Here is a 14,898-nt window from a genome sequence, read left to right as displayed (position 1 = left end):
CTTGGTATTTGAATCTGCGAGGTAATATATTAGAAATTTTACAACAAAGTTTTGAATTTATTAAAAGTGTTTTAGATAAAATATATTTATGGGGATTAGAAGGTAGAAAAACTCCTAAATATCCAGATGAAGCTATTTGGGAAATTCTTGTCAATTGTTTAATTCATAGAGATTATTCGATCCAGGATTCTGTTCATGTCAAAATTTTTGATAATCAAATTTCATTCGAAAGTCCTGGTAAATTACCAGGTATGATTAAAGTTGATAACATTTTAGATAATAGGTTTTCTAGAAACCCTAAAATTGTGAGATTGTTATCTAAGTCTAAACAAGCACCGAATAAGGAATTAGGGGAAGGTTTAAACACTGCTACAGTAAAAATGTCTGAATTAGGCCTAAGAAAACCTGAGTTTAAAGAGGAAAATAATAAGTTTATTGCATGTTTATATCATGTATATGATATGGAACCTGAGATACTTATACGGAAATTTAAGGATATAGTACCTGATGGTTTTACACGGTTGCATGCACGTCATCTGTTTGGATTGAATCCAGACCAAACTAGTAATGAATTGCAAAAATTAAAAGAGAAAAAAATAATTAATTTCGATACAGAGCAAAGGGTATGGCATTGTATATAAATTAATTTTATTTTAAAAAGTTTAAATTTTGTTATTCGTCATCTTATCGTTCATGATGACGAATAATATCTAAACGATGATATTTTTATCTAAAATATATTTGGTAATTGAGTAGTGAAAACACAATCCCGCTTCCTCTGTATTGGCGGTTTCCTGAACGGAACTAAAGTCAAAGACCAAGGTGACAGCTTTGTCTGTGTCGAAAATGGTAAACAGGTGACATACACCAAAAAAGAAATTTTCCATCAAGGAGCATGGGATCATGATTACTATGTGTGTGAAACCACCACTGACCAACAAACCAAAAACTGGGTCTATGATATTCCATTGTATTAATTGCACCTGTTCGAGCTATAAATTAAACAATTACTAGAAACAATAACTTGCATAACATTTCTAAAATTGATTTTTCATACTATTTTCCTAAAACTGTATAAAAATAAAGCCAATAGGGAATGTTATGAATTATGAGATCGATGCCTTTGGCACTTTGGTAATTGCGGTATTTTTTCTTTTTATTGGGCGGTATCTGGTTAGTAAAATTGGCTTCTTTAGAAACTATAATTTACCTGAACCCGTAATCGGCGGTTTAGTCGCAGCGATTGCGGCTTTTATTCTCTATAAATTTTTTAATATCAGTGCCACATTTGACTCAGAAATCCAAACTATTCTGATGCTGATGTTCTTTACCTCTGTTGGTTTAGGTGCAGACTTTACCAAGCTCAAAGAAGGCGGAAAATCACTGCTGATCTTTCTAGTCTGCGTCATTCTATTTGTAGTCGTGCAAAATGCGGTTGGCATGAGTTTAGCCACAGCACTTGGGCTTGATCCATTGATTGGCTTGATTGTTGGTTCTGTTACCTTAACGGGTGGACATGGTACTGCCGGTGCTTGGGGTGAAGTACTTGAAACTCAACATGGGATTCAAGGAGCAATTGTCCTCGGTATGGCCAGTGCTACTTTTGGTTTGATTATTGGTGGGCTTGTAGGTGGCCCGGTTGCCAAATTCTTGATTAAACGCAATCAATTGGCAGAGACAGTAGCGCAAGAGACCAATGAACAACAACTCGATACTAGCATCAACACCGCACCCTTCGAATATCCAAAGAAAACCCGGTTGATTACAGCCAGTAATGCAGTGTCAACTTTGGGGATGTTTGCACTATGTATTTTTGTTGCGAATGAAATGACAGAGATTAGTCAGGGAAGATGGTTTGAACTGCCGACCTTTGTCTGGGCCTTAGGGACAGGAGTGATTGTACGTAACTTCCTGGAGCATGTGCTAAAAGTCGATATTTTCGACCGTGCTATTGATGTATTCGGAAATGCGTCATTGTCTCTGTATTTATCAATGGCTTTACTGTCGCTGCAACTCTGGTTGCTGGCCGATTTGGCAGGCCCGCTCATTACCATTTTGTTTGCGCAGACAGCGGTACTGATTTTATTTACCGCAATTGTGACCTTTAGAATCATGGGAAAAAATTACGATGCAGCCGTATTGGTGGCGGGGCATTGTGGTTTTGGTATGGGAGCAACTCCAACTGCGATTGCAAATATTCAGGCGGTCACCAATAGCTATGGTCCATCACATAAAGCATTTTTGATCGTACCGCTATGTGGTGCATTTTTTATTGATATTGTGAATGCTGTGGTGATTCAGAGCATCATTGCATTTTTCGGTTAAATTTTAATACGACTTCAAAATCATATAGACATTAAAAAGCCCCATGGTTAGGGGCTAGTCGTATGCACATCTGAGGCACATACTGTAAGAGGCTCATCTCATACTGAGCGTATTAAAGCACATTAACCTATCAATAGCCATTTAAATCATCTTTAGGCAGATAACTGCTGCTCAATGACTGGCCATAAGTTTTGATGTGACTTCTTGAACATCAGCATGTGGCCAATCCCTTTATGACCATATTCTTGGGGTTTTAGCTCAATCATTTCTGTGGCTGCTTTTGGATATAAGCGCAGCAAGTCTTTGACATTCGCTTGAGTGGCGATTTCATCATCCGAAGCCCAGATTGATGTGATCGGGCAGGTGATCTGGGCATGATAGTCATGTGCTGGTGCGATCTTTTTACCAATCGCATTAATTATATAACCTGGTTTACTACAAAATTCTGCCCATTCACGCGCCACATCTTTTGGCAGGTTTTCACCCATACCAATCGCTTGAGTTGGACCATAGCCTTTGGTGATACGTGCCAATGGGAAAATGATATTGAACATCACTGGTGCTAGTAATTTGGTACGACCCTTTAAACCTTTAACATGACCCGTCGATCCAGCAATTGCCACGACTTTTTCCACTTTGGCATAGTTTGGGACAATACCCAGCAGCTGTCCACCAGCACTATGCCCAAGTAAGATGACCTTTTCTGTCTGAGTCTTAGCTAATAGCGCATCAATTGCAGCCGGAATGTCCAGTTGTCCCCATTGCACAATACTGGCTTTAGAATGCTTAACCGGACCTTTTAAGGATTCGCCAATACCCCGAAAATCAAATACCAGCACTGCATAACTCTGAGCTTGCAGCCAACAGCTAAAACTATGATAAAACTGTTTGGTAATGCCAGTCGCAGGGCAGATTAATATAGGAGATTTCTTGCATTCAGCATCAGTAGCTGGATAAAAACGTGCACTTAATTGATAGCCATCCTGGCACTTTAGAGTCAATGTTTCGAATTCAGACATGGGCTACACTATATTTTTGAATCAGAATGAATACTTAAATTTACCTGACTTCTTCAAAGAAACTTATTAAAACAATGACTAAAAAGTCATTACGATGATAAAAACGGAATGAAAATATGCAGGGAATCGAACTTGATCTGGCAGTAAAGATCGCGATTATTTTTAGTGGAATATTCTTATGGATGGGGATGTTAACCGGGGTATGGAAATATTGGCAAATCCGTCAGTCTGTCAATTCACGGGCGCATTATTATGTGGATATTGCTCATCGCAGCAGTCTGCTTTATGCCCCTGCGACATTGATTCTGGCAGTATTGGCTTATTATTCAGCATTATCTTCGCAGATTAATTTGATCTGTATATTGATCAATGTTCTCTTTTTCAGTTTCTCGATTAGTGCGTATATCTTGCATGGGTTTTTGAAAGATACGACGAATCAGTTTAAGCGACCGCATCAACTGGGTAAATTTCAGTTGCCGGGCGTGCTTATGACTTTGGCAATGGTCAGTTTGATTATTGCAGAATTGGGAGGGACGGGCGTGCTTCTTTATGGGGCGGCGATCGGATTATTCTAATTTTTAATGGTTGATTTTATTTTTCGAGCTTTAAGCTTAATTTATTTCTTTTCTGCCAGATGGATGACTGGCCAGATCATCCACTGGGGTATAAATTTATTAATAAATTATCGGTATTTCTGGTCAATCACAGCCCATAAGAAAAAGGCTGCCGAAACAATCAAGGCATAACCTACGTACTCAAATTTTAAATTGCCTTGAATTAAACAATGCATAATCAAGGTCAGCATAAGCGCAACCGTGGTGCTTAGGAAAGTCACCAGATTGGTATTTGCCTTAAGAGCGTCAATGAAGACTTGCTTTTTGAAATGTATTGATAACATCTCCATCCCTCCTGTTTATTTGTATAATTGAAGAGTAAATCTTATTGATTTAGTCTGAATTGAATATACAGTTGTACTTCTTAATTTCAACCTTTGCAACTATTTAAGTGAACTTTAACAGTTAAAAAGGCCTCCTTTAGTCGTATTACCGCACTAATCAATGATTGCATCTGAATCATCATCTTAAACATTTCAGCGAGTGCAGTCCGACTGAAGTTTCAAGCAATCATTCATTGCTACCATTGGGAAAAGCAAATTCTACGCCAAAGATTTGTAGAGATAATCCAGAGAATGTAAGTCTATGTAGAATGATGAAGGTGAGTTGGTTTAATCAGGAAACAATATGTTTAAAAAACAGTAAAATACAGAGTAGGGTTGATCTTCTGCTAAAGAATGAAAATAGAAGTAAGAAAGAAGCTAATTAAAATAATTGATTAAAAGTGTATAACGCTTTCTAAAATACAATTTGGTTATGATGAGAAGGTGAGGGTGTAAACAATAAATGCCGGTTTGGGTAAAACCTGACAGATATTGATCACGCTAAAACCGGATTTTGGGTAAAAATACGATTTTTATGACCTCTTAGAAAGATTAATTCCTGATACGGTCAATCACAGCGGCAATGACAAGAACAATAAGAGATGGAATCAACCATGCCATATTTTGTTCAGAAAGCGGTAAGTTCTGTAGTAATTCAGGTAATTCAAGGCCAGCAACTTTAAGGCCATCGAAAATACCGAAAATAAATGCAACCAGTGTGGCCGGTGCAACAACTTGAGCAGGCTTTTTAAAGAAATGACCGCAGAAGCTTAGCAGGATCACTGCAATCGCAGGCGGATAAATCGCGCTCAATACAGGCACAGACACGGCAATCAGTTTGGTCAAACCAAGATTTGAAATCACTAGCGAGAAGCCGACCAGTACAAAGACAAAGGCTTTATAAGGCAGTTTGGTAATAGACGAGAAATATTCAGCACATGCGCAGGTCAAACCAATCGCAGTCACCATGCAGGCAACAAAGATCATGGTGGCAAGGAAATAAGCACCCATATCACCAAAAGCATGTTGTACATAGGCATGCAGAATAATCGCACCATTGGCAGCATTAGGGGCAACATCGTGACTACCTAGGCCTAGTTTAAACAGGCTGAGATACACCAGCGTCAAACCGATACCAGAAATAATCGCTGCATTGACTGCATATTTGGTAATCAGCTTGCGATCCGTTACGCCACGAGAAGTAATCGCACGCACGATCACAATACCAAAGACCAATGCGCCTAAGGTATCCATGGTCAGATAACCATTAACGATGCCTTCAGTTACCGGACTTGTAACATAGTTACCCACTGCAGCAGGTGGTTTGCCGGCAGGAATCAACACTGCAGCACCGCCTAAAATGATCAATGCGATAATTTTTACTGGGGACAGGAAGTATCCAACCGTATCCAGAATCTTATTTGGATAAAGGGAAACCAGAGTCACTACAGCGAAATAGATCACACTATAGATCAGCAGATTGCTAGGTGCATTGCCAAAGTATGAAGAAAAGCCGATTTCATAAGAAACGGTTGCAGTACGTGGTGTCGCAAATAAAGGTCCAACCGTCAGATAACAGACCACAGTCAGTAAAAGACTGGCTGCTTTACCTAAAGGAGAACTTAAGATCTGGATTGAACCTTCAACACGTGACAATGCCACGATGGTGATGACAGGTAGGCCAACTGCCGTAATCAGGAAACCTAGGGCAGCTAACCATACATGCTCACCGGCTTGTTGAGCCACAATCGGTGGAAAGATAATGTTGCCCGCACCAATGAACAGTGCAAAGGTCATAAAACCTAAGGCCACAATATCTCTTGTACGGAGACTTGTCATAGAAGGAGAACAAATAAATAAAAGAAAGCGATTTTAGTGTATATATGATGATTTTTGGAGTTTAATTTAATGCCGAAAGCCTTGATTTTACTGATCTTGACGATCGGATAAAGTGAACTTTAAAAGCTTGGTAGAAATATATCTTTGATATTCAGTTGAAAAAAATATAATTTATTTTTAAATAAATAAATCATTTAGACTTCATTTCATTATATTCGGCTTATTGTTTGTATAAATAAGCAGCATTGAGATTCTCTATAGCAAGTTTTAAGAATTGTCATGCAGACCGAACAAATGCGCATCTTGGCTGAAAAAGGACTATAATTTCCCGATTCACCTTGAGGATAGATCCATGCGAGCTCCAGCGATTACTCTGAAAACCGAACAAGATATCGAAAAATTACGTATATCTGGGCGTTTGGCTGCACAGGTCTTGGAAATGATCGGAGAGCATGTCAAGCCGGGTGTCACGACTGAATATCTGGATGACATCTGTCATGATTTTATCGTCAATACGCTAAAAGTGACGCCTGCCAATATTGGCTATTATGGTTATACCAAAACCACCTGTATTTCACCGAATGAAGTAGTTTGTCATGGTATTCCATCTCCGAATACTGTCTTGCAAGACGGCGATATTATTAATATTGACGTTGCAATTATTAAAGACGGTTATTTTGGCGATACCAGCCGGATGTATTATGTTGGTACACCATCTCCTGAAGCCAAACGCCTGGTCGAAACCACTTATGAAGCTATGGTTGCCGGGATTCATGCCGTTAAACCGGGCGCAACCCTAGGCGATATTGGTTATGCAATCCAGTCTGTTGCACAGCGTGAAGGCTACACCATTGTGCGTGAATATTGTGGTCATGGGATTGGTAAAATTTATCACGAACAGCCAAACATTCTGCATTACGGGCAACCAGGTCAGGGCATCAAACTGGTACCCGGTATGGTCTTTACTATTGAACCTATGGTCAATATGGGCAAAGCACGTGTTAAAGAGTTAAAGGACGGCTGGACAGTCGTGACTGCGGATAAATCCTGGTCAGCTCAATGGGAGCACATGGTAGTCGTGACCGACACAGGTTTTGAGCTGTTATCGCCGTGGCCAGAAGGTACAGGCGAGTATCCAGAAATTTAAATTATTTTTCACGTTATGCATTGAAATACAGTAGCTTACATAAATTACAGCTTGCTTGCTATTGGTGACGAAAGCCTACAAAACACTACATGAAGAAGTGGTTTAACCAGCCAAATTCTCTTAATCTATTTATACCTAGTTCATGATTGTTCTATTAGATGTCTGATTACTGTGTATTAGATTTGGCTTAGCGGTAGTAGTTTCCTTTCGTTCACTTCATGCTGTAGTGAATTGTTTTTATTAGCTCATTTTTCCCCAAGAATGAGCTATTTTTTTTGCCTGAAATATTTCTATTTATACAAGATGCAGGTGCTCAACCAGATAATCAATAAATACCCGCACAGCCGGTAACAGGCCACGACGGGAAGGATAAACCAGATGAAAAATGCCATGTGCGGTTTTCCAGTCTGAAAGTACCCGAACCAGTTCGCCACGTTCTACATATTGCTGCACGACATTATCGGGCAATAAGGTAATGCCGCAGCTTGAAGCCGCCAGTTGTGCCAGCATATTCAGGTCTGATCCCATTACGGTCGGGTTGATCCGGATTTTTTTCTGTTGCTGCTGCTCATTCTGCAATATCAGGAACTGTTCAGTATGTTCCTCAGCCATGCTTAAAATTTTATGTTCAGAGAGCTGTTCAGGCGTTTTCAGATCGCCAAATTCATTCAGATAGCCCTGACTGGCAAACAGATGCTGTTCGATTTTTTCAAACTGACGAATTACCAGATTCGGATCATCATCCAGGCTGGTCCGTACCCGTAGGGCCAGATCAAAGCCTTCGTTAATGATGTCCACGCGTCGATTGGTGATCATCATCTGGACTTTAATTTTAGGATATTTTTTCAGGAAATCCGGCAGGATTTTTGCCATTTCATTCTGGGCAATGGAGACGGGCAGGCTGACTTTAATAGTGCCACGCGGTTCAGTACTGAGATGATCTACCAGGTCGTGTGCAGCCTGTGCTGCACTGAGCATCACTTGTGCATGGCGATAGATATTCATGCCAATATCAGTGACTGCAAAATGACGGGAACTACGCTGAATCAGACGGACGCCAAGACGTTCTTCCAGATTATAAACGCGGCGGCTGAGCTTGGATTTGGGAATATCGGTAGCACGTTCGGCTGCACTAAAGCCACCATGTTCGACGACCTGCGCAAAACAGTAAAAATCATCCAGATCAGTCAGCATCGTTTAATTCCATTCCTGCAACAATAGGCTGATTAAAAAATGATTGTTGCATACTGTCAACTATAGAATACGAATTTTGAATGATGACTAGATCTCGGACTCAAGTAATTTAAGTAAGGTTTTCATGCCTTCTGTGGCCGTCTGGGAAATCTTGTGAAACTGAACGGGTAAATGCTGTTGATCTGCTTTGGGATCAATATAATAAGCTGTGCAGTGAGCTGGAATCTCATGGATTAAACCAGCAACAGGATATACTTGCAGGCTAGTTCCAATAACCACAAAAATATCAGCATCCCGTACACAATCTTGTGCTTCTTCATAAGCTGGTACAGCTTCGCCAAACCAGACCACATGTGGACGTAGTGGATAGCCTTCCTTACAGAAGTGTTTAGTCAAATCTAAATCAGTGCCTTCGATTGGATAAAACTCGGTGGTGTACTGGCAATTCGGGCCTGAGGTTTTGGCTAGGCGGATATTGCCATGCAGGTGAATAACCTTAGAACTTCCGGCGCGTTCATGCAGATCATCAATATTTTGGGTAATCACATGGACATCAAAATCATCTTCAAGTTCAGCAATGAGTTGATGAGCTGCATTTGGCTGTGCTTCCAGAATATTTTTACGTCGGGCATTATAAAAGCGTTGCACCAGTTCCGTATTTTTAGCCCAAGCTTCCGGTGTGGCAACTTCTTCTATACGATAGTGTTCCCAAAGCCCATCACTGTCACGAAAGGTGTTAATCCCACTTTCAGCACTCATGCCAGCACCTGAAAACACCACCAGTTTTTTCATGATTTCTTCTCCTTAATCTTTAAGCCGCTGAAGAGCTGGACTGTAAATTTTCTTTCAGAAAGATGCCGAGCTCCTTGGCAAATTTGAGTGGTTCGGTCAGTAAAGGAGTATGACCAGATTTGTTGAAAAGCACATGTTTAGCCTGAGGCAGGCTTTGGGCAATCAGGCGCTGGCCTTCCACAGGATAAAGTTTGGACTGTACACCGCTAAAGAAAGTTACCGGACAAGTAAGCTTCGCCAGAGCTTCACGATAATCTTCATGATGATATAAATAATTATTGATGTACCACGTCATATAATCTACCCGACTGGAAGGCAGGAGCAGGCTTTGCAGACGAGATCTGTTCAGGATGAACTTAAACACTTTTAAACTGGCTGGACTATCATTTTGTAGCTGGATGAAGCGCAGCCATAATGCTGTAATTTGCTGACGTACTGCAGTATCCAGATTCCGAATGAGTTCAATCTGCTGATGTTCTGCAAGTAATGTTGAAAGCTGCTGCAAAATTTCAATAAATTCCTGATGGCGTGAACCAAAAAGTCCAAATGCCCAAGCATCATCAACCGGAATCTTAGGTGTTTGGTCAATATGCAAATAAGCTGCTATATGTTTGGCAAAATCCCTATAGCACAAGCCATGCATGGTGGTTGTCGCACCCATAGAGTAAGCGATCACAATGAATTGATCTAAATTAAGCTGCTGGATCACTGATTGAACATCAAGCCAGTGACTGGAAATCACATCCAGGTCTTGCGGAATTTTGCAGTGACTAGATGCCCCAAACCCACGCCATTCGGGAATAATAAAGCGGAAATTTTTCTGATGTGGATAGAGAAAAGCTGCCCATTGCCAGCTCAACATGCCCAGACCTGATAGGACCAGGACCGGTTGACCCTGACCGTATTCACGTACAAATAACTGTTCGCCATCTGGCATGCTATAGAAGGGCATGCATATCTCCGTATTTATAATTTTTCTACATCGAATTGTTTAAGTTTAGGAATAACCTGTTCCAGCCAGGCAATCCAGCCCAGTTCCTGGTCAATACCCAGTTGCAGAATCATTTTATGAATATACAGGGTTCGGTCATTTTCGTCAGCTTGAGCAAAGTCTTTGGCGAAAATCTGCTGATAGGTTTTAAGCTTCTCTTTATGTATTTCTAGATGGCGTTCCAGTTCAGGTAAGGTGCTGTTGCCGCCCAGCTGGGCTTCTGCACGCAGACGAACCATCAGTTCTTCCCGAAGCTGTGCTGGGGAACTGTGCTCCAGCATCCAGTTAGCCAGTTCTTCCCGGCCGAGTCGCTCTACCTGATAGGTTTTTTTACGGCTATGAGAATCTTCCTCTTCTATCGTCGAAATCCAGCCTTTTTGCAGCATGGCATTCAGTTCACGATAGATCTGCTGATGGGTGGCATTCCAGAAGAAGCCCATGGAGCGGTCAAAACGGCGTGCCAGTTCAATGCCAGTGCTCGGTTTCTCAATCAGGCTGGTGAGTAAAACATGTGATAAAGACATAAACGTCTCAAAAAAATGACTCGGGATTATTATGCAACATGTTGCATAAAAATCAATTCTGCACTATAAATTAGTGCAACAAGTTGCATAAGACTGCTGCTTGATGGGAGTAAATCAGTCAGCCTGAATAAAAATAGCCAGCACATCTGCACGCTAAGGAGTTGAAATGTCTAAATATCCGAATTTACTTGCCCCACTGGATCTGGGTTTTACCACGCTTAAAAACCGTGTCTTGATGGGCTCCATGCATGTGGGCTTAGAAGAAGCACCGGGCGGTTATAATCGGATGGCTGCCTTTTATGCAGAACGTGCCAAGGGTGGTGTAGCCTTAATTGTCACAGGTGGTATTTCGCCGAATGATCATGGCGTCACTTTTCAGGGTGGTTCCAAGCTCGATACGATTGAAGAAGCTGAAAAGCATAAAGTGATTACCCAAGCTGTACATGAAGCTGGCGGGAAAATTGCCATGCAGATCCTGCATACCGGCCGTTATTCTTATCAGGCGGAAAATGTTGCGCCGTCTTCAATTCAGGCACCGATTAATCCAGTCAAACCGCATGCCTTAAGCTCGGCTGAAGTGCAGCAGACCATCGATGATTTTGCCAACTGTGCCAGACTGGCTCAGTATGCAGGTTATGACGGTGTCGAAATCATGGGCTCAGAAGGTTACCTGATCAATGAGTTCATCGCAGCACGTACCAATCATCGTGATGATGAATGGGGTGGCAGCTATGAAAACCGTATCCGTTTCCCGATTGAAATTGTACGCCGTACCCGTGAAATGGTCGGTGAGAACTTTATTATTATTTATCGTCTTTCGATGCTGGATCTGGTTGAAGGCGGTTCAACTCTAGAAGAAGTAATCCAACTCGCCAAAGCCATTGAGAAAGCGGGCGCGACGATTATTAATACCGGTATTGGCTGGCATGAAGCGCGTATCCCGACCATTGCTACCAAAGTGCCACGTGCGGCCTTTACCTGGGTTACGCGTAAGCTAAAAGGTCAGGTGAATATTCCTCTTATTACCTCTAACCGTATTAATACCCCGGAAATGGCAGAATATGTCCTGGCTACAGGTGATGCCGATATGGTGTCAATGGCACGTCCAATGCTGGCAGACTCTGAGTTTGTCTTAAAAGCAGAACAGGGCCGTAGTGATGAAATCAATACCTGTATCGGTTGTAACCAAGCCTGTCTGGATCATATTTTCTCGATGAAAATTGCCACCTGTCTGGTGAATCCACGTGCTTGTTATGAAACCGAAATGATCTTTAAAGAAACCAATGTAGCGAAAAATATTGCAGTGATTGGTGCGGGGCCGGCAGGTTTAAGCTTTGCCATCTATGCAGCAGGTCGTGGCCATCATGTCACTGTATTTGAAGCTTCAGCACAGATTGGTGGGCAATTTAATATTGCGAAGACCATTCCAGGTAAGGAAGAGTTTTATGAAACCTTGCGCTATTTTAAACGTCAGATTGAATTGCAACCACGTATTCAATTGAAATTAAATTGCACCGCGACCTTTGATCAGCTGATTTCAGCCGAATTTGATGACATTGTGGTTGCCACTGGGGTGACACCGCGTCAGCTTGATATTCCTGGAATTGATCATCCTAAAGTATTGTCTTATCTGGATGTACTTAGAGAGCGTAAACCAGTCGGCCAGCGTGTAGCGATTATTGGTGCAGGTGGTATTGGCTTTGATACAGCCGAGCTGCTCAGTCATGGGACCGAAAGTGGCAGTGTCAATCCGGAAAAATTCTATGATGAATGGGGGATCGACACTAACTATGAAAATGTTGGTGGACTTAAGACAGCCAATGTAGAACAACCTGAACGTGAAATTTATTTATTGCAGCGTAAAGCAGCTTCTGTCGGTTCAAGTCTGGGTAAAACCACAGGCTGGATTCACCGTACTGGCTTAAAACATCGCAATGTCAAAATGATTGCCGGTGCAAGCTATGAAAAAATCGATGATCAGGGCTTGCACGTTATAGTGAATGATCAACCTGCAGTATTAGACGTAGATAATGTCATTATCTGTGCTGGTCAGGAATCTTATACCGCCATGTTTGATGAACTGAAAGCTGCCGGTAAAAACGTGCATCTCATTGGCGGTGCGAAAGAAGCAGGTGAGCTGGATGCGAAACGTGCGATCCGTCAGGGTGCTGAATTGGCTGCGGTGATTTAATAGCCTTCAAGTCCTCTCCCTCTGGGAGAGAGGGCTGGGATCAGGGTAATAAATTACCTCTCGCTCAGCTTTTCCTTCTAAGAAGGAACTTTTGTTTAAAGACAAAAGCTGTCCAAAAAAGAATACTCCTCCCTTTATAAAAGGTAGGTTGGGAGGGATTTAAATATAAAGAGAATCCCCCTAACCCCCTTTACTAAAGGGGGAAATTTCATTATTAAAACGAAGAAAGCGTATAGATAGAACTCTAAAAATAAAAGGAATCTAAAATGACACTTGAAATAACAAAACAGGCTATTACACGCTGGCATGAAATGTTGGAAACACGTGATATGTCCATATTGAATGAACTCCTCGCGGATAATGTCGTATTCCGCTCGCCCGTGGCTTTTCAGCCTTATCCCGGGAAACAGGTTGTATTTTTTATCCTGACCAATGTGATTCAGGTCTTTGAAAACTTTACTTATCACCGTGAATTTCTTAGTGAAGATGGTAACAATGTTGTACTTGAGTTCTCAGCCAATGTCGGCGATAAGAAAATTAAGGGAATCGACATGATTCAGTTCAATGATGAAGGTCAGATCATTGATTTTGAAGTAATGATCCGACCAAAATCTGGACTTGAAGCCTTAGCTATAGAAATGGGCCAGCGGATTCAGGCTTATCAGGCTAATACTTAATTTCCTACAATTGATTCAAGTCGGCATGAAGTTTGTACATCACTGATAGAAAACTATAGGGGAATACAGATGAAAATGTGGCTTAAAAAAATGAGTCAACTTTCAAGTGAATATCTGGACCGCTTTAGCGGAGCAGATCTTCCAACACTTTATTATAATCCGAATGGTTTATTTTCTGGTGTGATTGAACGTTTACCACTTTTAAAACAGAAATATCGTCCAACACCGTGGTTATCGAATGCGCATGCGCACATTTTATATCTGGACTTGATAAAAAAACGCACGATTAAGCTGCAATATGATGTGCTTGAGCAGCTGAATATGTCCGATGGCGGCATTACTGGCATTGCCTGGTATGGTTTAGATTTACCGCCAAGTACACCTACTATTGTGTTATTACATACCATTACCGGTTCTCCGGAATCCATGCGGGAGCTGGTACGTGACCTGCATAAATATACAGGCTGGCGTGTTGCCCTGTGTTTGCGCCGTGGTCATGCTGACCTGCCAATGCCTGTGCCAAAAATGAACCTGTTTGGCTCCACTCAGGACTTGCGTGAACAGCTGCTCTATATTCAGGACAAATTTCCTCAATCCGATCTCTATGGTGTGGGTTCTTCTGCGGGTACAGGACTGTTAGTTCGCTACTTGGGTGAGGAGGGCGAGCAAACCCCGCTCAAAGCAGCCTTTGCCTTATGCCCAGGTTATAATACCGAAACCGGTTTTGCTTATGTGCATCCGTTTTATAGCAAAGTCATGGCTAAAAAACTGATCAAACGTTTTATCCACCCTTATCAGGAAACCTGGCAGATTTATCCTTCATGGAAGCAATTGCTTGAGGTGAAAGACTTGTCTGAATTTGAACAGCACTACTATGAGCTGGCAGGCTTTTCAGACTATGAAAGCTATACCAAGGCCACCAACCCGATTTATGTCTTTGAAAATGTCAAAATTCCATTGATGATTTTGAACTCGGAAGATGACCCGGTCTGTCATATCAAGAATCTGGAACCGTATAAGGATGCCATTCGAGCTATGCCGAATATTGTAGTCGTCACCACTAAAAAAGGCAGCCACTGTGGCTTTTATCAGGGTTTAATGCAGACAGAATCATGGGCCACTCGTCTGATGGCAGAGTATTTACTGCAACTTTCCGATACTCCAACGGCAGCTTGAAAGAGATTTTTAAACCATAAAAAACCCAGCATAAGCTGGGTTTTTTTGATGAAGGATTATATTAGTTAGGACTTACGCATTGACGG

General features: G+C 41.6%; 15 protein-coding genes. 8 read left to right on the top strand and 7 right to left on the bottom strand.

Translation table 11 applies throughout. The features are described from left to right. From B3Q46_RS14180 to gltS, 3 genes are all read left to right on the top strand, one after another. Positions 1 to 641, top strand: a 641-nt coding sequence (locus tag B3Q46_RS14180; protein ID WP_286716348.1) for an ATP-binding protein, incomplete at its 5' end; no start/stop codon positions are given. Positions 642 to 755: 114 nt separating this feature from the next. Beyond that, entirely contained in the window at positions 756 to 977 is a 222-nt protein-coding gene (locus B3Q46_RS14175) for a hypothetical protein (RefSeq protein ID WP_286716347.1), read from the top strand. A gap of 124 nt (positions 978 to 1,101) precedes the next feature. Next, positions 1,102 to 2,325 carry a sodium/glutamate symporter gene (gene gltS, locus B3Q46_RS14170; RefSeq protein WP_004783788.1) on the top strand — a complete coding sequence of 408 codons (1,224 nt, stop codon included), beginning with the start codon at positions 1,102 to 1,104 and terminating at the stop codon, positions 2,323 to 2,325. A gap of 152 nt (positions 2,326 to 2,477) precedes the next feature. Here the strand turns inward: gltS and B3Q46_RS14165 are convergent, their stop codons facing one another. Continuing rightward, complete coding sequence (locus B3Q46_RS14165) at positions 2,478 to 3,344, bottom strand: alpha/beta fold hydrolase (RefSeq protein ID WP_004783786.1); 867 nt, start codon at positions 3,342 to 3,344, stop codon at positions 2,478 to 2,480. Between the two features lie 116 nt (positions 3,345 to 3,460). On the opposite strand from B3Q46_RS14165, the gene B3Q46_RS14160 reads away from it, so the two are divergent. Continuing rightward, on the top strand, positions 3,461 to 3,919 hold the full coding sequence (locus B3Q46_RS14160) for a hypothetical protein (protein ID WP_004783784.1): 459 nt from the start codon (positions 3,461 to 3,463) through the stop codon (positions 3,917 to 3,919). 107 nt (positions 3,920 to 4,026) lie between these two features. Here the strand turns inward: B3Q46_RS14160 and B3Q46_RS14155 are convergent, their stop codons facing one another. Next, positions 4,027 to 4,242: a hypothetical protein gene (locus B3Q46_RS14155; protein ID WP_286716342.1), complete on the bottom strand. Its 216-nt coding sequence runs from the start codon at positions 4,240 to 4,242 to the stop codon at positions 4,027 to 4,029. Between the two features lie 591 nt (positions 4,243 to 4,833). Continuing rightward, the gene (gene brnQ / locus B3Q46_RS14150) at positions 4,834 to 6,120 is read right to left on the bottom strand and encodes a branched-chain amino acid transport system II carrier protein (protein ID WP_004783780.1); all 1,287 of its coding nucleotides are present in this window, start codon (positions 6,118 to 6,120) and stop codon (positions 4,834 to 4,836) included. Between the two features lie 352 nt (positions 6,121 to 6,472). Between brnQ and map the strand changes: the two genes are divergently transcribed. Then, positions 6,473 to 7,267: a type I methionyl aminopeptidase gene (gene map / locus B3Q46_RS14145; RefSeq protein WP_004783779.1), complete on the top strand. Its 795-nt coding sequence runs from the start codon at positions 6,473 to 6,475 to the stop codon at positions 7,265 to 7,267. Between the two features lie 294 nt (positions 7,268 to 7,561). Here map and B3Q46_RS14140 read toward each other — a convergent pair whose 3' ends face one another. From B3Q46_RS14140 to B3Q46_RS14125, 4 genes are all read right to left on the bottom strand, one after another. Further along, positions 7,562 to 8,461 (bottom strand): LysR substrate-binding domain-containing protein, encoded by a 900-nt coding sequence (locus B3Q46_RS14140; protein WP_004783776.1) that lies wholly within the window; start codon positions 8,459 to 8,461, stop codon positions 7,562 to 7,564. Between the two features lie 87 nt (positions 8,462 to 8,548). Further along, positions 8,549 to 9,253 carry an SIR2 family NAD-dependent protein deacylase gene (locus B3Q46_RS14135; RefSeq protein WP_004783774.1) on the bottom strand — a complete coding sequence of 235 codons (705 nt, stop codon included), beginning with the start codon at positions 9,251 to 9,253 and terminating at the stop codon, positions 8,549 to 8,551. A 19-nt stretch (positions 9,254 to 9,272) separates the two neighbouring features. Further along, positions 9,273 to 10,205, bottom strand: coding sequence for an alpha/beta fold hydrolase (locus B3Q46_RS14130; RefSeq protein WP_004783772.1), 933 nt, complete (start codon positions 10,203 to 10,205; stop codon positions 9,273 to 9,275). A 14-nt stretch (positions 10,206 to 10,219) separates the two neighbouring features. Next, complete coding sequence (locus tag B3Q46_RS14125) at positions 10,220 to 10,768, bottom strand: PadR family transcriptional regulator (RefSeq protein ID WP_004783769.1); 549 nt, start codon at positions 10,766 to 10,768, stop codon at positions 10,220 to 10,222. A 166-nt stretch (positions 10,769 to 10,934) separates the two neighbouring features. Here B3Q46_RS14125 and B3Q46_RS14120 point away from each other — a divergent pair, with 166 nt between their 5' ends. The 3 genes from B3Q46_RS14120 to B3Q46_RS14110 all read left to right on the top strand — a co-directional run bounded on the left by B3Q46_RS14120 (position 10,935) and on the right by B3Q46_RS14110 (position 14,812). Next, the gene (locus tag B3Q46_RS14120; protein WP_004783767.1) at positions 10,935 to 12,959 is read left to right on the top strand and encodes an NADPH-dependent 2,4-dienoyl-CoA reductase; all 2,025 of its coding nucleotides are present in this window, start codon (positions 10,935 to 10,937) and stop codon (positions 12,957 to 12,959) included. A 266-nt stretch (positions 12,960 to 13,225) separates the two neighbouring features. After that, complete coding sequence (locus B3Q46_RS14115) at positions 13,226 to 13,636, top strand: nuclear transport factor 2 family protein (RefSeq protein WP_004783765.1); 411 nt, start codon at positions 13,226 to 13,228, stop codon at positions 13,634 to 13,636. Positions 13,637 to 13,705: 69 nt separating this feature from the next. Continuing rightward, complete coding sequence (locus B3Q46_RS14110) at positions 13,706 to 14,812, top strand: YheT family hydrolase (RefSeq protein WP_004783762.1); 1,107 nt, start codon at positions 13,706 to 13,708, stop codon at positions 14,810 to 14,812. Positions 14,813 to 14,898: the final 86 nt, after the last annotated feature.

It is taken from the genome of Acinetobacter sp. UBA2581 (assembly GCF_002339435.1).
Classification (GTDB): domain Bacteria; phylum Pseudomonadota; class Gammaproteobacteria; order Pseudomonadales; family Moraxellaceae; genus Acinetobacter; species Acinetobacter variabilis.
Note: the sequence above shows the minus strand (reverse complement) of the source record. Positions and strands in the feature narration are given on the sequence as shown.

Excerpts from the sequence above, each read along its gene's own strand:
- B3Q46_RS14125 (WP_004783769.1), bottom strand. The coding sequence starts at position 10,768 with ATGTCTTTATCACATGTTTTACTCACCAGCCTGATTGAGAAACCGAGC.
- B3Q46_RS14140 (WP_004783776.1), bottom strand. The coding sequence starts at position 8,461 with ATGCTGACTGATCTGGATGATTTTTACTGTTTTGCGCAGGTCGTCGAA.
- B3Q46_RS14155 (WP_286716342.1), bottom strand. The coding sequence starts at position 4,242 with ATGTTATCAATACATTTCAAAAAGCAAGTCTTCATTGACGCTCTTAAG.
- gltS (WP_004783788.1), top strand. The coding sequence starts at position 1,102 with ATGAATTATGAGATCGATGCCTTTGGCACTTTGGTAATTGCGGTATTT.
- B3Q46_RS14120 (WP_004783767.1), top strand. The coding sequence starts at position 10,935 with ATGTCTAAATATCCGAATTTACTTGCCCCACTGGATCTGGGTTTTACC.
- B3Q46_RS14130 (WP_004783772.1), bottom strand. The coding sequence starts at position 10,205 with ATGCCCTTCTATAGCATGCCAGATGGCGAACAGTTATTTGTACGTGAA.
- B3Q46_RS14160 (WP_004783784.1), top strand. The coding sequence starts at position 3,461 with ATGCAGGGAATCGAACTTGATCTGGCAGTAAAGATCGCGATTATTTTT.
- B3Q46_RS14115 (WP_004783765.1), top strand. The coding sequence starts at position 13,226 with ATGACACTTGAAATAACAAAACAGGCTATTACACGCTGGCATGAAATG.
- B3Q46_RS14135 (WP_004783774.1), bottom strand. The coding sequence starts at position 9,253 with ATGAAAAAACTGGTGGTGTTTTCAGGTGCTGGCATGAGTGCTGAAAGT.
- map (WP_004783779.1), top strand. The coding sequence starts at position 6,473 with ATGCGAGCTCCAGCGATTACTCTGAAAACCGAACAAGATATCGAAAAA.
- B3Q46_RS14165 (WP_004783786.1), bottom strand. The coding sequence starts at position 3,344 with ATGTCTGAATTCGAAACATTGACTCTAAAGTGCCAGGATGGCTATCAA.
- brnQ (WP_004783780.1), bottom strand. The coding sequence starts at position 6,120 with ATGACAAGTCTCCGTACAAGAGATATTGTGGCCTTAGGTTTTATGACC.
- B3Q46_RS14110 (WP_004783762.1), top strand. The coding sequence starts at position 13,706 with ATGAAAATGTGGCTTAAAAAAATGAGTCAACTTTCAAGTGAATATCTG.